The sequence below is a fragment of the Achromobacter sp. GW823-FHT04E03 genome, from assembly GCF_058796095.1.
The window spans coordinates 1,656,086-1,671,763 of the sequence record NZ_JBXAIJ010000001.1 but is presented as its reverse complement, the minus strand read 5'-3'; the positions used below and the strand labels follow the sequence as shown (position 1 = coordinate 1,671,763).

The window sequence follows — 15,678 nt, the reverse complement described above, 5'->3', positions numbered from 1 at the left end:
GACGGGGGAAAGGGGCGGGCGTCTCAGTCCACCTTGAGATTGATCTTGCGGATGACGCCGGTCCATTTGGCGGCGTCCTCGCGCAAGCGCAGCGCAGTGGCGTCGGGCGATTCGGGCTGCGGATCGAGGTCGTTGCCTTGCAGCTTCTGCTTCACCTCCGGAAGCGCCAGGGCGCGCGCCACCTCCGCATTCATGCGTTGCACGATGGCGGCCGGCGTGCCTTTGGGCGCGAACAGCATTTCGCGGAAGGTGGCGTCGTAGCCGGCCACGCCGGCCTGCTGCATGGTCGGCACGTCCGGCGCCTGGACCGAGCGCGCGCTGCCCGACACCGCCAGCCCGTAGAGCTTGCCGGCCGCAACGTAGGGCGCGACCACCGGCGAGGCCAGATAACCGCAGGGCACCTGGCCGGCCAGCACGTCCTGCGTGGCGGGCGACGGCCCCTTGTAGGGGACGTGCAGGATGTCCAGGCCGGCGCCCGACAGATAGAGCTCCATCGCCAGATGGCCAGGCACGCCCTGGCCGCCGGAGGCATAGCTGAGGGCGCCGGGCGTCTTCTTGGCTTGCGCGTCCAGCTGCGCCAGCGTGCGCAGGCCCGAGGCGGCCGAGCACACCAGCATCTGGTTGAAGTTCGCCAGCGCGACCACCGGCGTCAGGTCGTCGGCCTTGAAATTCAGCTTGCGGTAGATGGCGGGGTTGATGGTGACGACGGTGTCGGGCGCTTCGAGGAAGGTGTAGCCGTCGGCAGGCGCACGGACCACCGCTTCGGCGCCGATGTTGCCGCCCGCGCCGGGGCGGTTCTCGACGATGACCGGCTGCTTGAGCGACTGCCCCACGGCGTCGGCCACGATGCGCGCGGCGGTGTCGCCCGGCGATCCCGCGGGGAAGGCGACCACGATGCGGATGGCGCGCGTGGGCCACTCCTCCTGCGCCTGGACGTGCGACGCCGTGCTGGCGGCCATACAGGCTGCCAGCGCAAGTAATTGCGATTTCATGCTGTCTCCTGAGTTTATTTTTTCAGGCGCCCTGGTCCGGGCGCGCTGCGCTACCACCTGCCGATATGGATGCCGACCGAGTCCTCCTTGCGTGTCCATCCCGTCATGGCGGCGTGGCTGACGGTGGGGTGGATCCTGCGGTTGCGCAGCCAGTCGAACAGCATGGCCTGGTAGCGTTCCCGCACGGACGCGTGCGCGGGATCCGCGCCCAGGTCGTCGTACTCGTCCGGGTCGGCGCGCAAATCGAACAGCTGCGGACGCAGGCCTTCGAAATGGACGTACTTCCAATCGTGGTCGCGCACCATGATGGTGTGGCAGCCGTCGGCGGGACGGCCCAGCGGTTCGCGTACGAAGTCGCGGAACGCGTAGTTGTTTTCCGAGAACACGGCGCGGCGCCAGTCGGAGGGTTCCTCGCCGCGCAGCAGCGGCAGCAGGGAACGGCCTTCGAGGATGTGGTCGGGGATCTCGGCGCCCAGCGCGTCCAGGATGGTGGGCACCAGGTCGATCGCTTCCACCAGCCGCGATTCCACCACGCCGCGGCGCGCGCCGTCGCCGGGCAGGCGCACGATCAGCGGCACCTTGGCCACGCAATCGTGAAACAATTCCTTCTCGCCCAGGTAGTGGTCGCCCAGGTAGTCGCCATGGTCGCTGCAGAAGATGACCATGGTGTCCTGGTCGCGGCCGCTGCGCCGCAGGTAGTCGAATAGCACGCCCAATTGGTCGTCGACCTGCTTGATGAGGCCCATGTAGGTGGGTATCACGGTCTCGCGCACCTGGTCGCAGGAAAAGTTCCTGCTGACCTCGGCCTGGCGAAAGCCCTGCAGCACGGGATGCGCGTTTTCGAGTTCGCGCGCCGCGCGTTTGGCGGGTTGCATGTCGTCGGCCGAGTACATGGCGTGGTATGGCGCGGGTGCGACATAGGGCCAGTGCGGCTTGATGTAGGACAGATGCAGCACCCAGGGTTGCTCGCCGCTTTGCTCCATGAATTCGATCGCGCGCCGCGTCATGTAGGGCGTTTCGGAGTCGGCTTGCGCGACGCGCGCCGGCAGGCCGGCATAGCGCATGTTCCAGCCGGACAGGATCTCGCCGTTGGCGCCCAGCGCCGAGTTGGCGTGGTCGTGCCAGGGATTGGCGCCGTCGTAGCCTTGCTTGCGCAGGTATTGCGTGTAGTGGTGCGATTCGTCGCTGAAGCCCGGCGGCCAGATGCCGTCGTCGCGGTCGTAGGGCTCGAAGCCGCCTTGCGCGGCCAGCAGGCCGCTGGCGCTTGCCGGATCTATGCCCAGGCGCCGCATGCCGGACCTGTCGGCCTCCACGTGGGTCTTGCCCGCCACCGCCACGCGCACGCCCAGGGGGCGCAGGTAGTCGCCCAGCGTCATTTCGCTGACAGGCATGGGGACGAAGTTCCACACCGCACCGTGGCTGGTGACATAGCGGCCGGTGTAATAGGACATGCGCGACGGCCCGCAGACCGGGCCCTGCACGAAGGCATTGTCGAAACGCATGCCTTCGGCGGCCAGACGATCGATATTGGGGGTGCGCAGGCGCGGGTGCCCATAGCAGGACAGGTAGTCCCAGCGCAGTTGGTCGCACATGATCCAGAGCACATTGCGTACAGCCTGTCCGCTCATTCCCGCCTCTCTTCCCGTTCCGCCAGCCACCGCGGCTTGCGTTAGACGCCACGATATTTCGCGGGGGGTGGGCGGCTCAAGCAGGTTTTGCTAGAGTTTCACTGAGTGAAATTTCCGGTTGTGCTGAAAGAGGGGGCGCAATGAGCCGTTGGACGCCGAAGGTAAAGACCATAGACGCGCTGGAGCGCGGCCTGATCGTGCTGGACGAGGTGCGCGCCACGCAGGGCGCAAGCCTGCAGGAGCTGCATGTGCGCACCGGCTACGCCAAGGCCACGCTGCTGCGCATCCTGGCGACGCTGCAACTGCGCGGACTGATCTGGCGGAGGATCGCGGACGACTATTTTTGCCCCGCCAGCTCGCTCAACGAGCCCAGCCGGCGCGCGCGCGTGCTGGATCTGCTGGGCCAGTGCGCGGCGCCGGAGCTGGACCGGCTGCAGGCGCAGGTGCTGTGGCCGTCGGACCTGACGGTGCGCCGCGGCACCGCCATGATCGTGCGCGAAACCAACCGCAGCCAGTCGTACTTCACCATCCGCCGCGACAACATCGGCTTCCAGATCAACATGCTGCGCTCCGCAGTGGGGCGCGCGTATCTGGCGTTCTGCGCCGACAAAGAGCGCGATTCGATCCTGGCCGCGCTGCGCCGCAGCCGCCGCGAGGGCGACGCGCTGGCCCACGATTGCGCCGCCGTGGAGAAAATGCTGGAGCAGACACGCCGCCAAGGCTACGGCCTGCGCGAGCAGCGCTTTGGCGGCGACTACGACAAGACCCGCAAGGACCAGAACGACAGGCTGGAGGCCATCGCCCTGCCTATCCTGGCCGCGCCGGGGCGGCTCTACGGCTGCGTCAACATCGTGTGGATCCAGGGCGTACGCACGGCCGAGCAGATGGTGGAGCAGTGCCTGGAGCCGCTGTGCCGCACGGCGCGGGCCATCTCCTCCGGGATGAACCGGCGCGATTGAAGCCGTTCAGGCTTTGGCGGCCTTCGCCTCTGCGCGCGCCTGCGCGATGATGGCGCGGGCGGTCCAGCGCGCTACGTCCGTGAGTTCGGCCAGCTCCAGTTTCCAGATGTCCTTCAACACCAGGAACACCTCCGTCCCATAGACCAGCGACAAGGCCTGGGCCACGCGGTCCAGCTGGGCCGGGGTCAGCTCGGGCGCCAGCGGCGCGATGGCGCGCCTGAGGATGTCGACGCGATGGCCGCGCACCAGCCGCGGTTCGGTTGCGGCGCGTCCGGCGCTGGCTTCGGCGTGCTGCTGCAGCGACACCATGATGGCGGCGCGCAGCGGCGCTTCGTGCGCTGCCAGCCGGGGGTAGGCGAAGCGCAGCAGTTCGTCGATGCGGTCGGCGGCGTCGGGCGCGGCAGAGTCCCAGGCCAGGATGGGCCCGAGGCTCTCGTCCACCACGGCTGCGATCAGCGCGCTCTGGCTGGGAAAGTAGCGATAGGCGGTGGCGCGCGATACCTGCGCGTGTTCGGCCAGTTCGGCCACCGACGGCGTGATGCCCTGGGCCATCAGCCGCTGCGCCGCATCCAGCAGGATCTTGCGCATGCGCGCGCGCGGCCCGTGCGGCGGTTCGCCGCTGGCGGCGGCTTGCGGACTGGCCGGCGCGATCAGGCGCGCCGTGCCGGCCGCGGAGGGGGCGGGAGTTTGACGTGAGACAGGTGTCTCAGTATGATTCTTTCGTCTCATTTCTAGATTCTACAGGCCTCGCGGCCTCACATATCGAGGCGCGCACCGAGTGTAGCCGCCCGCGGAGGAGTCATGACGCATACGAATCGGCGGGTCTACGTGGCCGCCACCTATGACACCAAGGGCCAAGAGGCTGAGTACGTGATGGACCTGCTGCGCCGGGACGGACTGGATCCGGTGTCGGTGGACGTGTCCACTTCCGGCGCCGCCAGCGCGGCACAGGTGCAGGCCAGCGAGGTGGCCGCCAGCCATCCGGGCGGCGCCGGCGCGGTCTTCACCGGCGACCGTGGCACGGCCATCGCGGCCATGGCGCTGGCGTTCGAACGCTACGCGGCCGGCAACGCCGGGATAGGCGCGCTGCTGGGCCTGGGCGGCTCGGGCGGCACCGCGCTGATCACGCCCGCCATGCGCGCGCTGCCGATCGGCACGCCCAAGCTGATGGTGTCGACGATGGCCTCGGGCAATGTCGCGCCCTATGTCGGGCCCTCGGACATCGCCATGATGTATTCCGTGACCGACGTCGCGGGCCTGAACCGCATTTCCCGCCGGGTGCTGGCCAATGCCGCCGGCGCGATCGGCGGCGCCTTCAAACAGGCGGCGAGCGCCACGGCCGATGACGGCCGGCCCGCCGTGGGCATCACCATGTTCGGCGTCACCACCGCCTGCGTGCAGCAGGTGACGCCGCTGCTGGAGTCCCGCTACGACTGCCTGGTGTTCCATGCCACCGGCACGGGCGGGCAGTCGATGGAAAAGCTGCTGGACAGCCATCTGCTGGGCGGCGTGCTGGACCTGACCACCACCGAAGTCTGCGACTTCCTGTTTGGCGGCGTGCTGGCCTGCACCGAGGACCGCTTCGGCGCAGTGGCCCGCACCGGACTGCCTTACGTGGGCTCCTGCGGCGCGCTGGACATGGTGAATTTCGGCGCCATGGACACCGTTCCGGAACGCTACCGCGGCCGCAAGTTCTATCCGCACAATCCGCAGGTGACGCTGATGCGCACCACCGTGGAAGAAAACACCCGCCAGGGCGAGTGGATCGCCGCCAGGCTGAATCAATGCCAGGGTCCGGTGCGCTTCCTGATCCCGGAGGGCGGCGTCTCTGCGCTGGACGCGCCGGGACAGGCGTTCTGGGATCCGGAAGCCGACGCCGCGCTGTACGCGGCGCTGGAGGCGAATCTGGTGCAGACCGCCGACCGCCGCCTGGTGCGCGTGCCGTGCCATATCAACGACCCGCTCTTCGCCCAGACCGCGGTCGACCAATTTCTTGAAATCGCTACACACTGAGGACCGCCGCCATGCCGCGCTTTGACCGCAACGAACTCCTGGACAAGTATCGCGCCATGGTGCGCTCGCGCACGCCCATCGTCGGCGGCGGCGCGGGCACCGGCTTGTCGGCCAAGTGCGAGGAAGCGGGCGGCATCGACCTGATCGTGATCTATAACTCGGGCCGCTACCGCATGGCGGGGCGCGGGTCGCTGGCGGGGCTTCTGGCTTATGGCAACGCCAACGAGATCGTGGTGGACATGGGGCGCGAAGTCCTGCCGGTGGTAAAGAAGACGCCGGTGCTGGCCGGCGTCAATGGCACCGATCCGTTCTGCGATTTCGACGTGTTCCTGGACGACCTCAAGCGCCAGGGCTTTGCCGGCGTGCAGAACTTTCCCACCGTGGGCCTCATCGACGGCACCTTCCGCGCCAACCTGGAAGAGACCGGCATGGGCTACGCGCTGGAAGTGGACATGATCCGCCTGGCCCACAAGAAGGGCATGCTGACCACGCCCTACGTGTTCAATGAGGACGACGCCGTCGCCATGACGAAGGCCGGCGCCGACATCATCGTGGCCCATATGGGCCTGACGACCGGCGGCTCGATCGGCGCCGAGACCGCGCAGACGCTGGACGGTTGCGTGGCGGCCATCGACCGCATCGCCGCGGCCGCGTTGGCGGTGCGCCCGGATATCATCGTGCTGTGCCACGGCGGTCCCATCGCCACGCCCGAAGACGCGGCCTACGTGCTGCGCGCGTGCAAGCATTGCCATGGCTTCTATGGCGCCAGCTCGATGGAGCGGCTGCCCACTGAACAGGCACTGACCGCGGCAACGCGCGAGTTCAAGAGCCTGACGTTCTGATTCCGTCGCTTCCGACGTTTTCTCCATCCCTGGGCCGCGCGCCCGCAGGAGTCCGCATGCCGCATACCGTACACGTCAGCGCCATCATCCACGCGCCGCTTCAGAAAGTCTGGGCCAGTTTCCGCGACTTCAACGGCCTGGCCGCCTGGCATCCCGGCATCGCCGAAAGCCGCCTGGAAGAGGGCGGCCGCCATGACGCCGTAGGCAGCGTGCGGCACCTGTCGCTCAAGCCTTCCGGTTTCGTCCGCGAGCAGTTGCTGATGCTGGACGATCCGGGCACGGCGCTGCGCTACTCCATCATCGAGACCGACCTGCCCATGCGCGACTACATCGCCGGCGTGTCCCTGCATGCCGTCACCGAGGGCGGCCACACGCTGGTGGAGTGGTGGGCGGATTTCCGCGTCGAGGGCGCGGAGCTGAGCGACGTGGCCAACGCCGTGGGCCGCAACGTGTTCGCGGCGGGGCTGGCGGCGCTGGATGAGAAGCTGCGCGGAGCCTGATCGCGCCGAGCCTGTCTTTCAGGCTTTCAAACCCTTGGCCGGCATGCGCTTGCAGCCGGCCGGCAGCGGCGCGCTGCGCAGGTAGTCGTGGATGGCGCGAATCAGCGCCTGCGCGGCGGGGCTCAAGGGGTATTCCTTGTGCCGGATGATGCAGACCGTGCGCACGACAGTGGGCCGCGCCAGCAATGCGTAGGCCAGTCCCGGCTCCATTACCCGCTGCGCGGCCAGCGCAGGCAGTAGCGCCACGCCCAGGCCGGCCTGGACCAGCGCCGCCTGCGAGGTGGTGCTGGACGCTTCGTAGAATGGCGCGCCGGCTTCTATCGGCAGGTCGGCGCGGGCGCGCAACAGCGCCATGATGCCGGTCTCGTCCACCACCCCCACCAGTTTGCGGCCGGCCAGGTCCGACCAGCGCATCGTGCCGTCGCGCGCGGGGCGCAGGCTGGCGTCGTCTTCCCGGTACAACACGCCGAAACGATCTTCCAGCAGGGCGTCGAACTGCAGGCCGGGCGCGTCGGCCCAGCGGCTGGTCAGGCCGAAGTCGACCTCGCGCGCGGCGACCTTGCGCTGGATGCGGCCGGAGTTGTCATCGCTGAGATACAGGCGCACCGCCGGGTAGCGGGCGGAAAACGCCGCGGCGGCGGGCGCGATGATCTGCGTGATGGCAGAGGGCGCTGCCGCCACCCCGACCCGACCGCGCTCCAGCGCGCCATAGCGCTGCACGTCGTCTATCACCCCATCGAAATCCGCCAGCAGCCGCATGACGCGCGGCAGGAATTCCTCGCCGGCCGCCGTCAGCAGCACGCGCCGGCTGGTGCGCGCGAACAGTTGCGTGGCGAGCGCGTCTTCCAGCTGCCGCACCAGGCTGGTCACCGACGACTGCGTCTGGAAGAGGCGCTTGGCCGCGTGCGTGAAGCTGGATTCCTGGGCCACCGCGACGAAGGCGGTCAGGTGCTTCAGGGTGACGTGCTTTGGCAGACGATTCATTTCAAATAGCGATAGATGGATCAATAAAAACAATTTTCCCAGATTGATCCGGCCGACGATACTAGACCCTTTCGGCGTCCGCTGGCCTGGCGTATCCGCCGGCGACACCCTCAAGGCGGGAGCACCATGCGGCAGGAACCTCTGGATCTGATCATTGAAGGCGGCTGGGTCATCGACGGCCTGGGCGGCCCACGTCGGCGCGCCGACGTGGGCGTGGCGGGCGAGCGCATCGCCGCCATCGGCGACCTGTCGGGCAGGACTGCCACGCGCCGGGTGGACGCGCGCGGCAAGATCGTGGCCCCCGGCTTCATCGATGTGCATGGCCACGACGACCTGATGTTCGTGGAGCGGCCCGGCCTGGAATGGAAGACCACCCAGGGCATCACCTCGGTGGTGGTGGGCAATTGCGGCGTGAGCGGCGCCCCGGCGCCCTTGCCGGGCAATACGGCCGCGGCGCTGGCCCTGCTGGGGGAGACGCCGCTGTTCGCCGACATGCAGGCCTATTTCGGCGAGTTGCGCGCGCAGCAGCCCATGATCAATGTGGCGGCCCTGGTGGGGCACGCCAACCTGCGACTGGCCGCCATGCGCGACCCGGCGGCCCAGCCTACGGCCGAAGAACAGGACAGCATGCAGCGCATGCTGGACGAAGCCCTGGCCGCGGGCGCGGTGGGCTTCAGCACGGGCCTGGCCTACCAGCCTGGCGGCGCGGCGCGTCCCGCTGAACTGGAGGGGCTTGCGCGGGTGGCGGCGGCGCGCGGCGCCATGCATACCAGCCATATCCGCAACGAAGGCGACGAGGTCGAGGCGGCCGTCGACGAGGTGCTCTCGGTTGGTCGTAACACGGGTTGCGCCACCGTGCTGTCGCACCACAAATGCATGATGCCGCAGAACTGGGGCAAGAGCCGCGCCACGCTGGCCAACATCGACCGCGCGCGTGGCGAGGGCGTCGAGGTGGCGCTGGACATCTACCCGTACCCCGGCAGCTCCACCATCCTGATTCCAGAGCGCGCCGAGACCATCGAGGACATACGCATCACCTGGTCCACGCCCCATCCCGAATGCGGCGGCCAGTTTCTCAGCGACATTGCGGCGCGCTGGGGCTGCGACAAGACCACCGCGGCGCAGCGGCTGTGTCCCGCGGGCGCGATCTACTTCGCCATGGACGAGGCCGAGGTCCAGCGCATCTTCCAGCACGAATGCTGCATGGTGGGCTCGGACGGCCTGCCCAACGACGCCCATCCGCATCCCCGGCTGTGGGGCAGCTTTACGCGCGTGCTGGGCCGCTACGTGCGCGAGGCCGAGCTGATGACGCTGGAGACCGCGGTCGCCAAGATGACTTCCCTGCCGGCCCGCGTGTTCGGCCTGGCCGGGCGCGGCCAGCTGAGCGAGGGCGCCTGGGCCGACATCGTCGTGTTCGACGCCGACACGGTCGAGGACCGCGCCACCTGGGAGGCGCCGACGCTGGCTTCCGCGGGCGTGGAGCACGTGCTGGTCAACGGCCAGCAGGTCTTCCCGGCCGAAGCCGGCATGGCCCGCCCCGGGATGGCCCGCCCCGGCAAGATCCTGCGCCGTGAAGCAATGGCGCAAGCCGCCGCCGGCGCGGCCACATAAGAATTCCAACCATCCGTACAGGAGACATACCCATGATGCGCAAGACTTGCGTAGCCCTGGCGCTGGCCGCCATGCTGCCCGCCGCCCACGCGGCTTTTCCCGACCATCCCATCACGCTGATCGTGCCGTTCCCTGCGGGCGGCCCGACCGATATCGTGGGCCGGCTTGCGGCCGCCAAGGCGGGCGAGATCCTGGGCCAGCAGATCGTCGTGGAGAACCGCACGGGCGCGTCCGGCACCATAGGCATGACCGCCACTGCACGGGCCAAGCCGGACGGCTACACCGTGGGCCTGGCCACCGTCAGCACGCACGGCACCGCGCCGCACCTGTTCCCCAAGCTGGCGTACGATCCGGTGAAGGATTTCACGCCCGTCAGCAACCTGGTCACCAGCCCCAACATCCTCAGCGTGAATCCGCAGTTTCCAGCCAAGACGCTGGCCGAGTTCGTCGAGCACGTGCGCGCCAATCCCAACAAGGACGGCTATGCCAATGCCGGCGCGGGCGGCGTGAACGACCTGGGCATGATCTGGTTCCTGCAGATCATCGGCGGCAAGATGAACAGCATTTCCTATCGCGGTTCGGCGCCCGCGCTGACCGATACGGTGGGCGGCGTGGTGCCGGTGATCTTCGACAATTTCCCGTCGTCGCTGCCCTATCTGAAGAGCAATCACCTGCGCGCCCTGGCCATCACCGGCGCCCAGCGCAACCCGCGTCTGCCGGACGTGCCGACGTTCGCGGAGCAGGGTTACAAGGATTACGACGTGACGGCCTGGTACGGCGTGGTGGGACCTGCCGGCATGCCTGACGACGTGCGCGACAAGCTGGCCGACGCCTTCGCCCGCGCCGTGCGCGATCCGGCGACCGCGGCCAAGATGGAAGAGACGGGCGCGTTCCCGCTGGGCAATACTCCGGCCGAGTTCGGCCAGCAGATCCGCGCCGAGCGCGACCGCTGGAAGACAGTGATCGAGAAGGCCGATATCAAGCTGCAGTAAACGCAGCTCAGTACACGTCGCGGCGGTAGCGGCCGTCGCGCTGCATGGCCTGCAGGCGCGCGGCGCCCAGTATGTCCTGCAGGGCGGCGTCCACGCCGCCGGCCATGCCTTGCAGGCTGCCGCAGACGTAGATCGCGGCGCCGGCATCGGCCCAGGCGCGCACGGCCTGGGCCTCATCGCGCAGATGGTGCTGCACGTAGCGGCGGTCGGCCTGGTCGCGCGAGAACACCGCGTCCACGCGCTCCAGCGTGCCGTCGGCGCGCCAGGCGTCGATCTCTTCCTGGCAGAACCAGTCATGCGCCGCATTGCGTTCGCCGAACACCAGCCAGTTGCGACGGCGGCCCGCGGCGCGGCGCGCCTTGATCAGCGCGCGCAGGCCGGCCAGGCCGGTGCCGTTGCCCACCAGCAGCAGCGGACGGTCGTCGGCAGGGGCGTGGAAATTGCGGTTGACGCGCACGCGCAGGTCGATCGCGTCGCCGGGCTGGGCGATGTGGGTGAGCCAGCCGCTGCCCAGGCCCAGCGCGCCATCGGCGCCGCGCATCTGGCGCACCAGCAACTGGATCGAACCGTCTTCCGGCAGCGATGCGATCGAGTATTCGCGATGCGCGAGCAAGGGGCCGCCGGCTTCGCGCCGCGGGCCGATCTCGGCGATGTCGCCGGCCTGCCAGCCGCGCACGCCATCGGCTGGCGGCGTCAGCGTCAGCAGGTAGCAGGGGCCGCCCTGGCTATGTGGATTGAGCTGCTCGCGCGCGGCCAGGCGCCAGGATTCGTACACCGGCGCCTGCCAGTCGGGCAGGTCGCTGCGTCCGGCCAGCAGGCCCAGGTGGTGTTGCCAATGGCGCAGGGCGGCGGGGTCGCCGTTGTCGACTTCCACCAGGTCGAACAGCGGCGTCGCGCCCTGCGCGTGCAGCCAGTCGTCCAGGCGATGGCCGAAGCCGCAGAACTGGGCGTATTCGCTGTCGCCCAGCGCCAGCACCGCGTAATGCGCGCCGGCCAGCGCCGGGGCCGTCTGCTGCATCTGTTCGGCGAAGGCCGCGGCGGCATCGGGCGGATCGCCTTCGCCATAGGTGCTGACCACGAACAGCATGCGGCGATACGCCGCAAGACGCTTGGCATCCAACTGTTCCAGCGAGGCCACGCGCACGGCGAGGCCGCCCGCGCGCAGGGATTCGGCGGTCTGCGCCGCCAGCGATTCGGCATAGCCGGTCTGCGTGGCATAGGCGACCAGCAAGGTGTCTTCAGGGACGGGCGCCTGCAGGGCCTGCAAGGCCTGCTCCTGCTGCGCCTGATGGCGCTTGGCGCGGCGGCGGGCCCAGACGCACAGAAGCAGCCAGGCGCCCACCACGCATGCTGCCGCGATCAACCGGGTTGCTGGCATGTCGTCAGGCTATGGCGGCAAGCGCCTGGAATGCGGGCGTGGCGACGACGCGCCAGGCGTCGCGCTCGCGCAGGATGAACAAGGCCGCCAGATCGTGGCGGCGCGCATAGGCCAGGCCCTCGTCTTCGCCCAGCACGGTCAGGGCGGTGGCGAGCGCGTCGGCCTGCATGCATCCGGAATGCAGCACGGTGACCGAGGCCAGATTGTTGCGCACCGGCAGTCCGGTGCGCGGATCGATGGTGTGGGCGTAGCGCTCGTCGCCGTTGCCCGCGTGGCGGCGGTAATCGCCCGAGGTGGCGATGCTGCGGTCGGATAGCGGCAGGGCCAGCGCATGGTCGTCGCTCGCGTCCGGCACTTCGATCGCGACGCGCCAGGGCTGGCCGTCGGGCCGTTTGCCGCGCGCGCGCAATTCGCCGCCCACTTCGACCAGGTATTGGGTGATGCCCAGGGCATCGAGCGCCATCGCGGCGCGGTCCACGCCGTAACCCTTGGCGATGGAGGAAAGATCCAGATAGGCGCCGCCCGGCTGCAGCGCGGCGTGGCGTTCGGTGTCGAGCCGCACGCGGCGCCAGCCGCAGCGCGCGCGCGCCGCCTCGATGGCGGCAGGCGCGGGCGGCTCGAAGGCGCGCTGGTGCGGTCCGAATCCCCAGGCGTTCACCAGCGGTCCTACCGTGGGGTCATACGCGCCGCCAGTGTCCCCGGCCAGCGCCAGCGCATGGCTCAGCACATGGAAGAATTCCGCGGGCAATTCCTGCCAGCCGGCCGCGGCCTGGTTGTAGCGCGTGATGTCGGAATCCGCTTCCCAGGTGCTCATCTGGGCGACCACTTCGTCCAGTGCCGCCTGGATGGCATGGCGCGCCGCGGCTTCCGTGCGTCCGGCCGGCAGCGCCATGCGCGCCGACCAGGTGGTGCCCATGGTGGCGCCGGCCAACGCCGCGGGCGCCGCCGGCATTGCCGGCATGGCGCCATAGGCGACGCGCACGGCCGCGGCCGGCGCGCCGCGCTGGGCGTAGGAAGGAGAGTTGGCCATGCGCCTGCGGCGGCTTAGGGCTGCAGCACTTCGACCGTGCCCGCGTAGGACAGGCGGCGCTTCTTGGCTTGCGGCACGCTGACCTTGGCGTCTTCCATGCCGGCCTCGATCCAGTACAGGCCGGGCTGCGGCCACTTCACGGAGAACTTGCCGTCCTTGTCCGTCTTCAGCTGGATTTCGCCGACCTTGTCGCGATAGCGGCTGCCGCCGGGCACCACGTTGACTTCCAGTTCGGCGGCGGGCTTGCCGTCCAGCAGCATCTGGAAGGTGGCGGGCTCGTCGGTGAACAGGTCGTTCGGGTGGGTCACGGGCGCCAGTTCCAGGCCGCGGCCGACCGGCTTGACGGCCGAAGGCTTGCCGGCGGTCACGAAGGTTTCGACGCGGCCCAGGCTTTGCGAGACTTCCAGTTCATCGGCCTTGGCCGGAACGGCCTGCGCCAGGCCTTCGGGCTTGCCGAAGTAGCGCTTGTTCTTGCCGTCTTCCTTCCAGCGCGCGAACACGCCGTCGTTGACCACGGCCACGCGGTAGGTGCCGGCCTGCTTCAGTTGCAGGTCGAAGGTGCTGCGCAGCTTGCCCTTGTTGATGTTCTCGGCTTCGGCGGCGCTGCCGTCCGGGGCCGTCACGGCCAGGCCGTCCAGGCGCAGCGGGGCGTGGTTGAAATAGAACTTGTCGTTGCCGACGGCGGCGTCGACGGTGACCCAGCTGTCGGTGCCCGACAGCACCGTCGAGGACGGCACCATCCAGACGTCATGCGCCTGGGAGGCGAAGGGCAGGCACAGCGCCAGGGCGGCGGCCAGTTTGGCGGCGGATTTCATCGTTGCGCTCCTAGGGGATCTCAAGGTTTCAGGTCGAGCGCGATGGCGCCCAGTTCGTGTTCGCCGCGCGCGGTCAATTGCTCGGCTTTTTGCGGCGGCCATTGGAAGGGAATGCGCAGCAGCTCGCGGCCGCCGACTTCGCGTGCGGCTTCGACCACCACGGCGTACTGGCCGGGCTTCAGGCCCGACAGCGGCTTGCTGGCCGCGTCAAAGCTCAGCGCATGCTTGCCCACGGGCTTGGTCGCGCCGCTGACGCCGTCCACCGGGAACTGCTGGTTGCGGCCGCTGCGGCGCCACCATTGGCGCATGTCCTTGAGCCATTCCGTGCCTTCGTTGTTCTTCTTGGCCACGTCGTACCAGACGGCCAGGTCGCTCGCGACGCTCTGATCCGGGTTTTCGATCCAGATCGCGACGTAGGGGCGGTGGTACTCCGCCACGTCCAGGCGCGGGATCTCGATGGACAGGCCGATGTCGGCCGCTTGGGCCGTTCGGGCGATCAGGCCGGCCAGCAGGGCCGACAGCAACAGCTTGCGCATGGAAATCTCCAGGGGCGGATCGTTGGAATCAATGTATGAAAAGCAGGGCCAGCACCACCGGGATCACCACGCCCAGACCGACCATGGGCCAGGTCGCGCTGCGGTTGCCAGCGTGCATCTTGAGCAGCACCAGTCCGGTCAGCGAAAAGACCAGACAGGCGACGGCGAAGATGTCCAGGAACCAGCTCCAGGCCAGGCCGGTGTTGCGCCCCTTGTGCAGGTCGTTCAGGTACGAGATCCAGCCGCGGTCGGTGCGTTCGTATTCCACGTCGCCGCTGGCCAGGTCGATGGACAGCCAGGCGTCGCCGCCGGCGCGCGGCAGCGACAGGTAGACCTCGTCGGCCGACCACTCGGCCGGTTTGCCGGCGGCGGAGGCATCCAGCGTCTGGTCCAGCCATTGCGCGACGGGCGCGGGCAGCGGCGCCTTTTTTTGGGCTGGCGCGGGGGACAGTTGCTGCAGCACGGCGTCCGGCATGCGGGCCTCGCGGCTGGTCACGACCGCCCGGGACTCGATATGCGAGGCATTGTTCAGGGTCAGGCCCGTCACCGCGAACAACAGCATGCCCAGCAGGCACAGCGCCGAGCTGATCCAATGCCATTGGTGCAGCGTCTTGAGCCAATAGGCCCGGCGGCGGGGAGTGGGTTGACTGTCCATGGGGTATAGGGTGAAAGCCCGCGGATTCTAACATTTAATGAGAATGACTCTTATAAATGCCTCCGTGGTCCGCCCAAGGAAATTTCAATTGGTTTCGGGGCAAGCGTCGGCAGAAAAGGGCGCGTCGTGGCGCCTGCCTGCCAGCGGCGATAAGATAGGCCACCCGTTACAAACACCGGAGGTCGTCATGCTTGAACAGCAAGTCGTGGATCAGATCGGTCGTCATTGGGGTTGGGTGGCGTTGCGCGGCGTCGTCGCCATCCTGTTCGGGCTCATGGCCTTGCTCATGCCTGCCATCACCTTGTCCGCGCTGGTGCTGGTGTGGGGCGCTTTCGCGCTGGTGGACGGCGTGCTGGCCCTGGTCGCCGGCGTGCGCATCCGCGACAACGGCAAACCTTTGTGGGCGCTCATCATCGTGGGCCTGCTGGGGATCGCGGCCGGCATCGTCACCTTCCTCTATCCAGGCCTGACCGCGCTCGTCCTGCTCTACATCATTGCGATCTGGGCGCTGGTGTCCGGCATATTCCAGGTTGTCGCCGCCATCCGTTTCCGCAAGGACATCCGCAACGAGTGGTTGCTCGGCCTCTCGGGCCTGGTGTCCATCCTGTTCGGCGGCATGCTGATCATGCAGCCGGGCGCGGGCGCGCTGGCGCTGGTCTGGGTCATCGGCGCCTACGCCGTGTTTTTCGGCATACTGCTGCTGGTCTTTTCCTTCCGCCTCAAACAGCACAAGGCGTCCTGAA

Annotated in this window: 16 protein-coding genes; 7 read left to right on the top strand and 9 right to left on the bottom strand. The window is 68.6% G+C overall.

The genetic code is table 11. The annotated features are described in order from the left end of the window. Positions 1–23: 23 nt before the first annotated feature. The gene (locus tag AC1RHV_RS07855) at positions 24–992 is read right to left on the bottom strand and encodes a Bug family tripartite tricarboxylate transporter substrate binding protein (protein ID WP_175164165.1); all 969 of its coding nucleotides are present in this window, start codon (positions 990–992) and stop codon (positions 24–26) included. Between the two features lie 50 nt (positions 993–1,042). Next, positions 1,043–2,620, bottom strand: a complete 1,578-nt coding sequence (locus AC1RHV_RS07850) for an alkaline phosphatase family protein (RefSeq protein ID WP_054452483.1) — start codon at positions 2,618–2,620, stop codon at positions 1,043–1,045. 140 nt (positions 2,621–2,760) lie between these two features. Between AC1RHV_RS07850 and AC1RHV_RS07845 the strand changes: the two genes are divergently transcribed. After that, positions 2,761–3,579, top strand: coding sequence for an IclR family transcriptional regulator domain-containing protein (locus tag AC1RHV_RS07845; protein WP_492300339.1), 819 nt, complete (start codon positions 2,761–2,763; stop codon positions 3,577–3,579). A 6-nt stretch (positions 3,580–3,585) separates the two neighbouring features. On the opposite strand, the gene AC1RHV_RS07840 is transcribed toward AC1RHV_RS07845, so the two are convergent. Beyond that, a complete protein-coding gene (locus AC1RHV_RS07840) occupies positions 3,586–4,233 on the bottom strand; it encodes a TetR/AcrR family transcriptional regulator (RefSeq protein WP_054453648.1) in 648 nt (215 codons plus the stop codon). A gap of 147 nt (positions 4,234–4,380) precedes the next feature. On the opposite strand from AC1RHV_RS07840, the gene AC1RHV_RS07835 reads away from it, so the two are divergent. From AC1RHV_RS07835 to AC1RHV_RS07825, 3 genes are read left to right on the top strand one after another with little or no spacing between them, the layout of a single operon-like run. Next, complete coding sequence (locus AC1RHV_RS07835) at positions 4,381–5,592, top strand: Tm-1-like ATP-binding domain-containing protein (protein WP_054452480.1); 1,212 nt, start codon at positions 4,381–4,383, stop codon at positions 5,590–5,592. Between the two features lie 11 nt (positions 5,593–5,603). Then, positions 5,604–6,434: a phosphoenolpyruvate hydrolase family protein gene (locus AC1RHV_RS07830; RefSeq protein WP_175164168.1), complete on the top strand. Its 831-nt coding sequence runs from the start codon at positions 5,604–5,606 to the stop codon at positions 6,432–6,434. A 56-nt stretch (positions 6,435–6,490) separates the two neighbouring features. Next, positions 6,491–6,934, top strand: coding sequence for an SRPBCC family protein (locus tag AC1RHV_RS07825; protein WP_054452474.1), 444 nt, complete (start codon positions 6,491–6,493; stop codon positions 6,932–6,934). An 18-nt stretch (positions 6,935–6,952) separates the two neighbouring features. Here the strand turns inward: AC1RHV_RS07825 and AC1RHV_RS07820 are convergent, their stop codons facing one another. Further along, the gene (locus AC1RHV_RS07820; protein ID WP_054452471.1) at positions 6,953–7,918 is read right to left on the bottom strand and encodes a LysR family transcriptional regulator; all 966 of its coding nucleotides are present in this window, start codon (positions 7,916–7,918) and stop codon (positions 6,953–6,955) included. A 126-nt stretch (positions 7,919–8,044) separates the two neighbouring features. On the opposite strand from AC1RHV_RS07820, the gene AC1RHV_RS07815 reads away from it, so the two are divergent. Both AC1RHV_RS07815 and AC1RHV_RS07810 read left to right on the top strand, forming a co-directional pair. Continuing rightward, positions 8,045–9,529: an N-acyl-D-amino-acid deacylase family protein gene (locus tag AC1RHV_RS07815; RefSeq protein ID WP_175164169.1), complete on the top strand. Its 1,485-nt coding sequence runs from the start codon at positions 8,045–8,047 to the stop codon at positions 9,527–9,529. A gap of 32 nt (positions 9,530–9,561) precedes the next feature. Then, complete coding sequence (locus tag AC1RHV_RS07810; RefSeq protein ID WP_054452466.1) at positions 9,562–10,521, top strand: tripartite tricarboxylate transporter substrate binding protein BugE; 960 nt, start codon at positions 9,562–9,564, stop codon at positions 10,519–10,521. A 7-nt stretch (positions 10,522–10,528) separates the two neighbouring features. Here AC1RHV_RS07810 and AC1RHV_RS07805 read toward each other — a convergent pair whose 3' ends face one another. From AC1RHV_RS07805 to AC1RHV_RS07785, 5 genes are read right to left on the bottom strand one after another with little or no spacing between them, the layout of a single operon-like run. Further along, the gene (locus AC1RHV_RS07805) at positions 10,529–11,899 is read right to left on the bottom strand and encodes a sulfite reductase subunit alpha (protein ID WP_192328604.1); all 1,371 of its coding nucleotides are present in this window, start codon (positions 11,897–11,899) and stop codon (positions 10,529–10,531) included. 4 nt (positions 11,900–11,903) lie between these two features. Further along, positions 11,904–12,929, bottom strand: a complete 1,026-nt coding sequence (locus AC1RHV_RS07800) for an FAD:protein FMN transferase (RefSeq protein ID WP_082400854.1) — start codon at positions 12,927–12,929, stop codon at positions 11,904–11,906. Positions 12,930–12,943: 14 nt separating this feature from the next. Further along, a complete protein-coding gene (locus AC1RHV_RS07795; RefSeq protein ID WP_054452460.1) occupies positions 12,944–13,744 on the bottom strand; it encodes a DUF4198 domain-containing protein in 801 nt (266 codons plus the stop codon). Positions 13,745–13,764: 20 nt separating this feature from the next. Beyond that, complete coding sequence (locus tag AC1RHV_RS07790; protein WP_054452457.1) at positions 13,765–14,280, bottom strand: DUF2271 domain-containing protein; 516 nt, start codon at positions 14,278–14,280, stop codon at positions 13,765–13,767. 28 nt (positions 14,281–14,308) lie between these two features. After that, positions 14,309–14,935, bottom strand: a complete 627-nt coding sequence (locus tag AC1RHV_RS07785; protein WP_492300334.1) for a PepSY-associated TM helix domain-containing protein — start codon at positions 14,933–14,935, stop codon at positions 14,309–14,311. Positions 14,936–15,122: 187 nt separating this feature from the next. Here AC1RHV_RS07785 and AC1RHV_RS07780 point away from each other — a divergent pair, with 187 nt between their 5' ends. Beyond that, complete coding sequence (locus AC1RHV_RS07780; RefSeq protein ID WP_054452451.1) at positions 15,123–15,677, top strand: HdeD family acid-resistance protein; 555 nt, start codon at positions 15,123–15,125, stop codon at positions 15,675–15,677. Position 15,678: the final 1 nt, after the last annotated feature.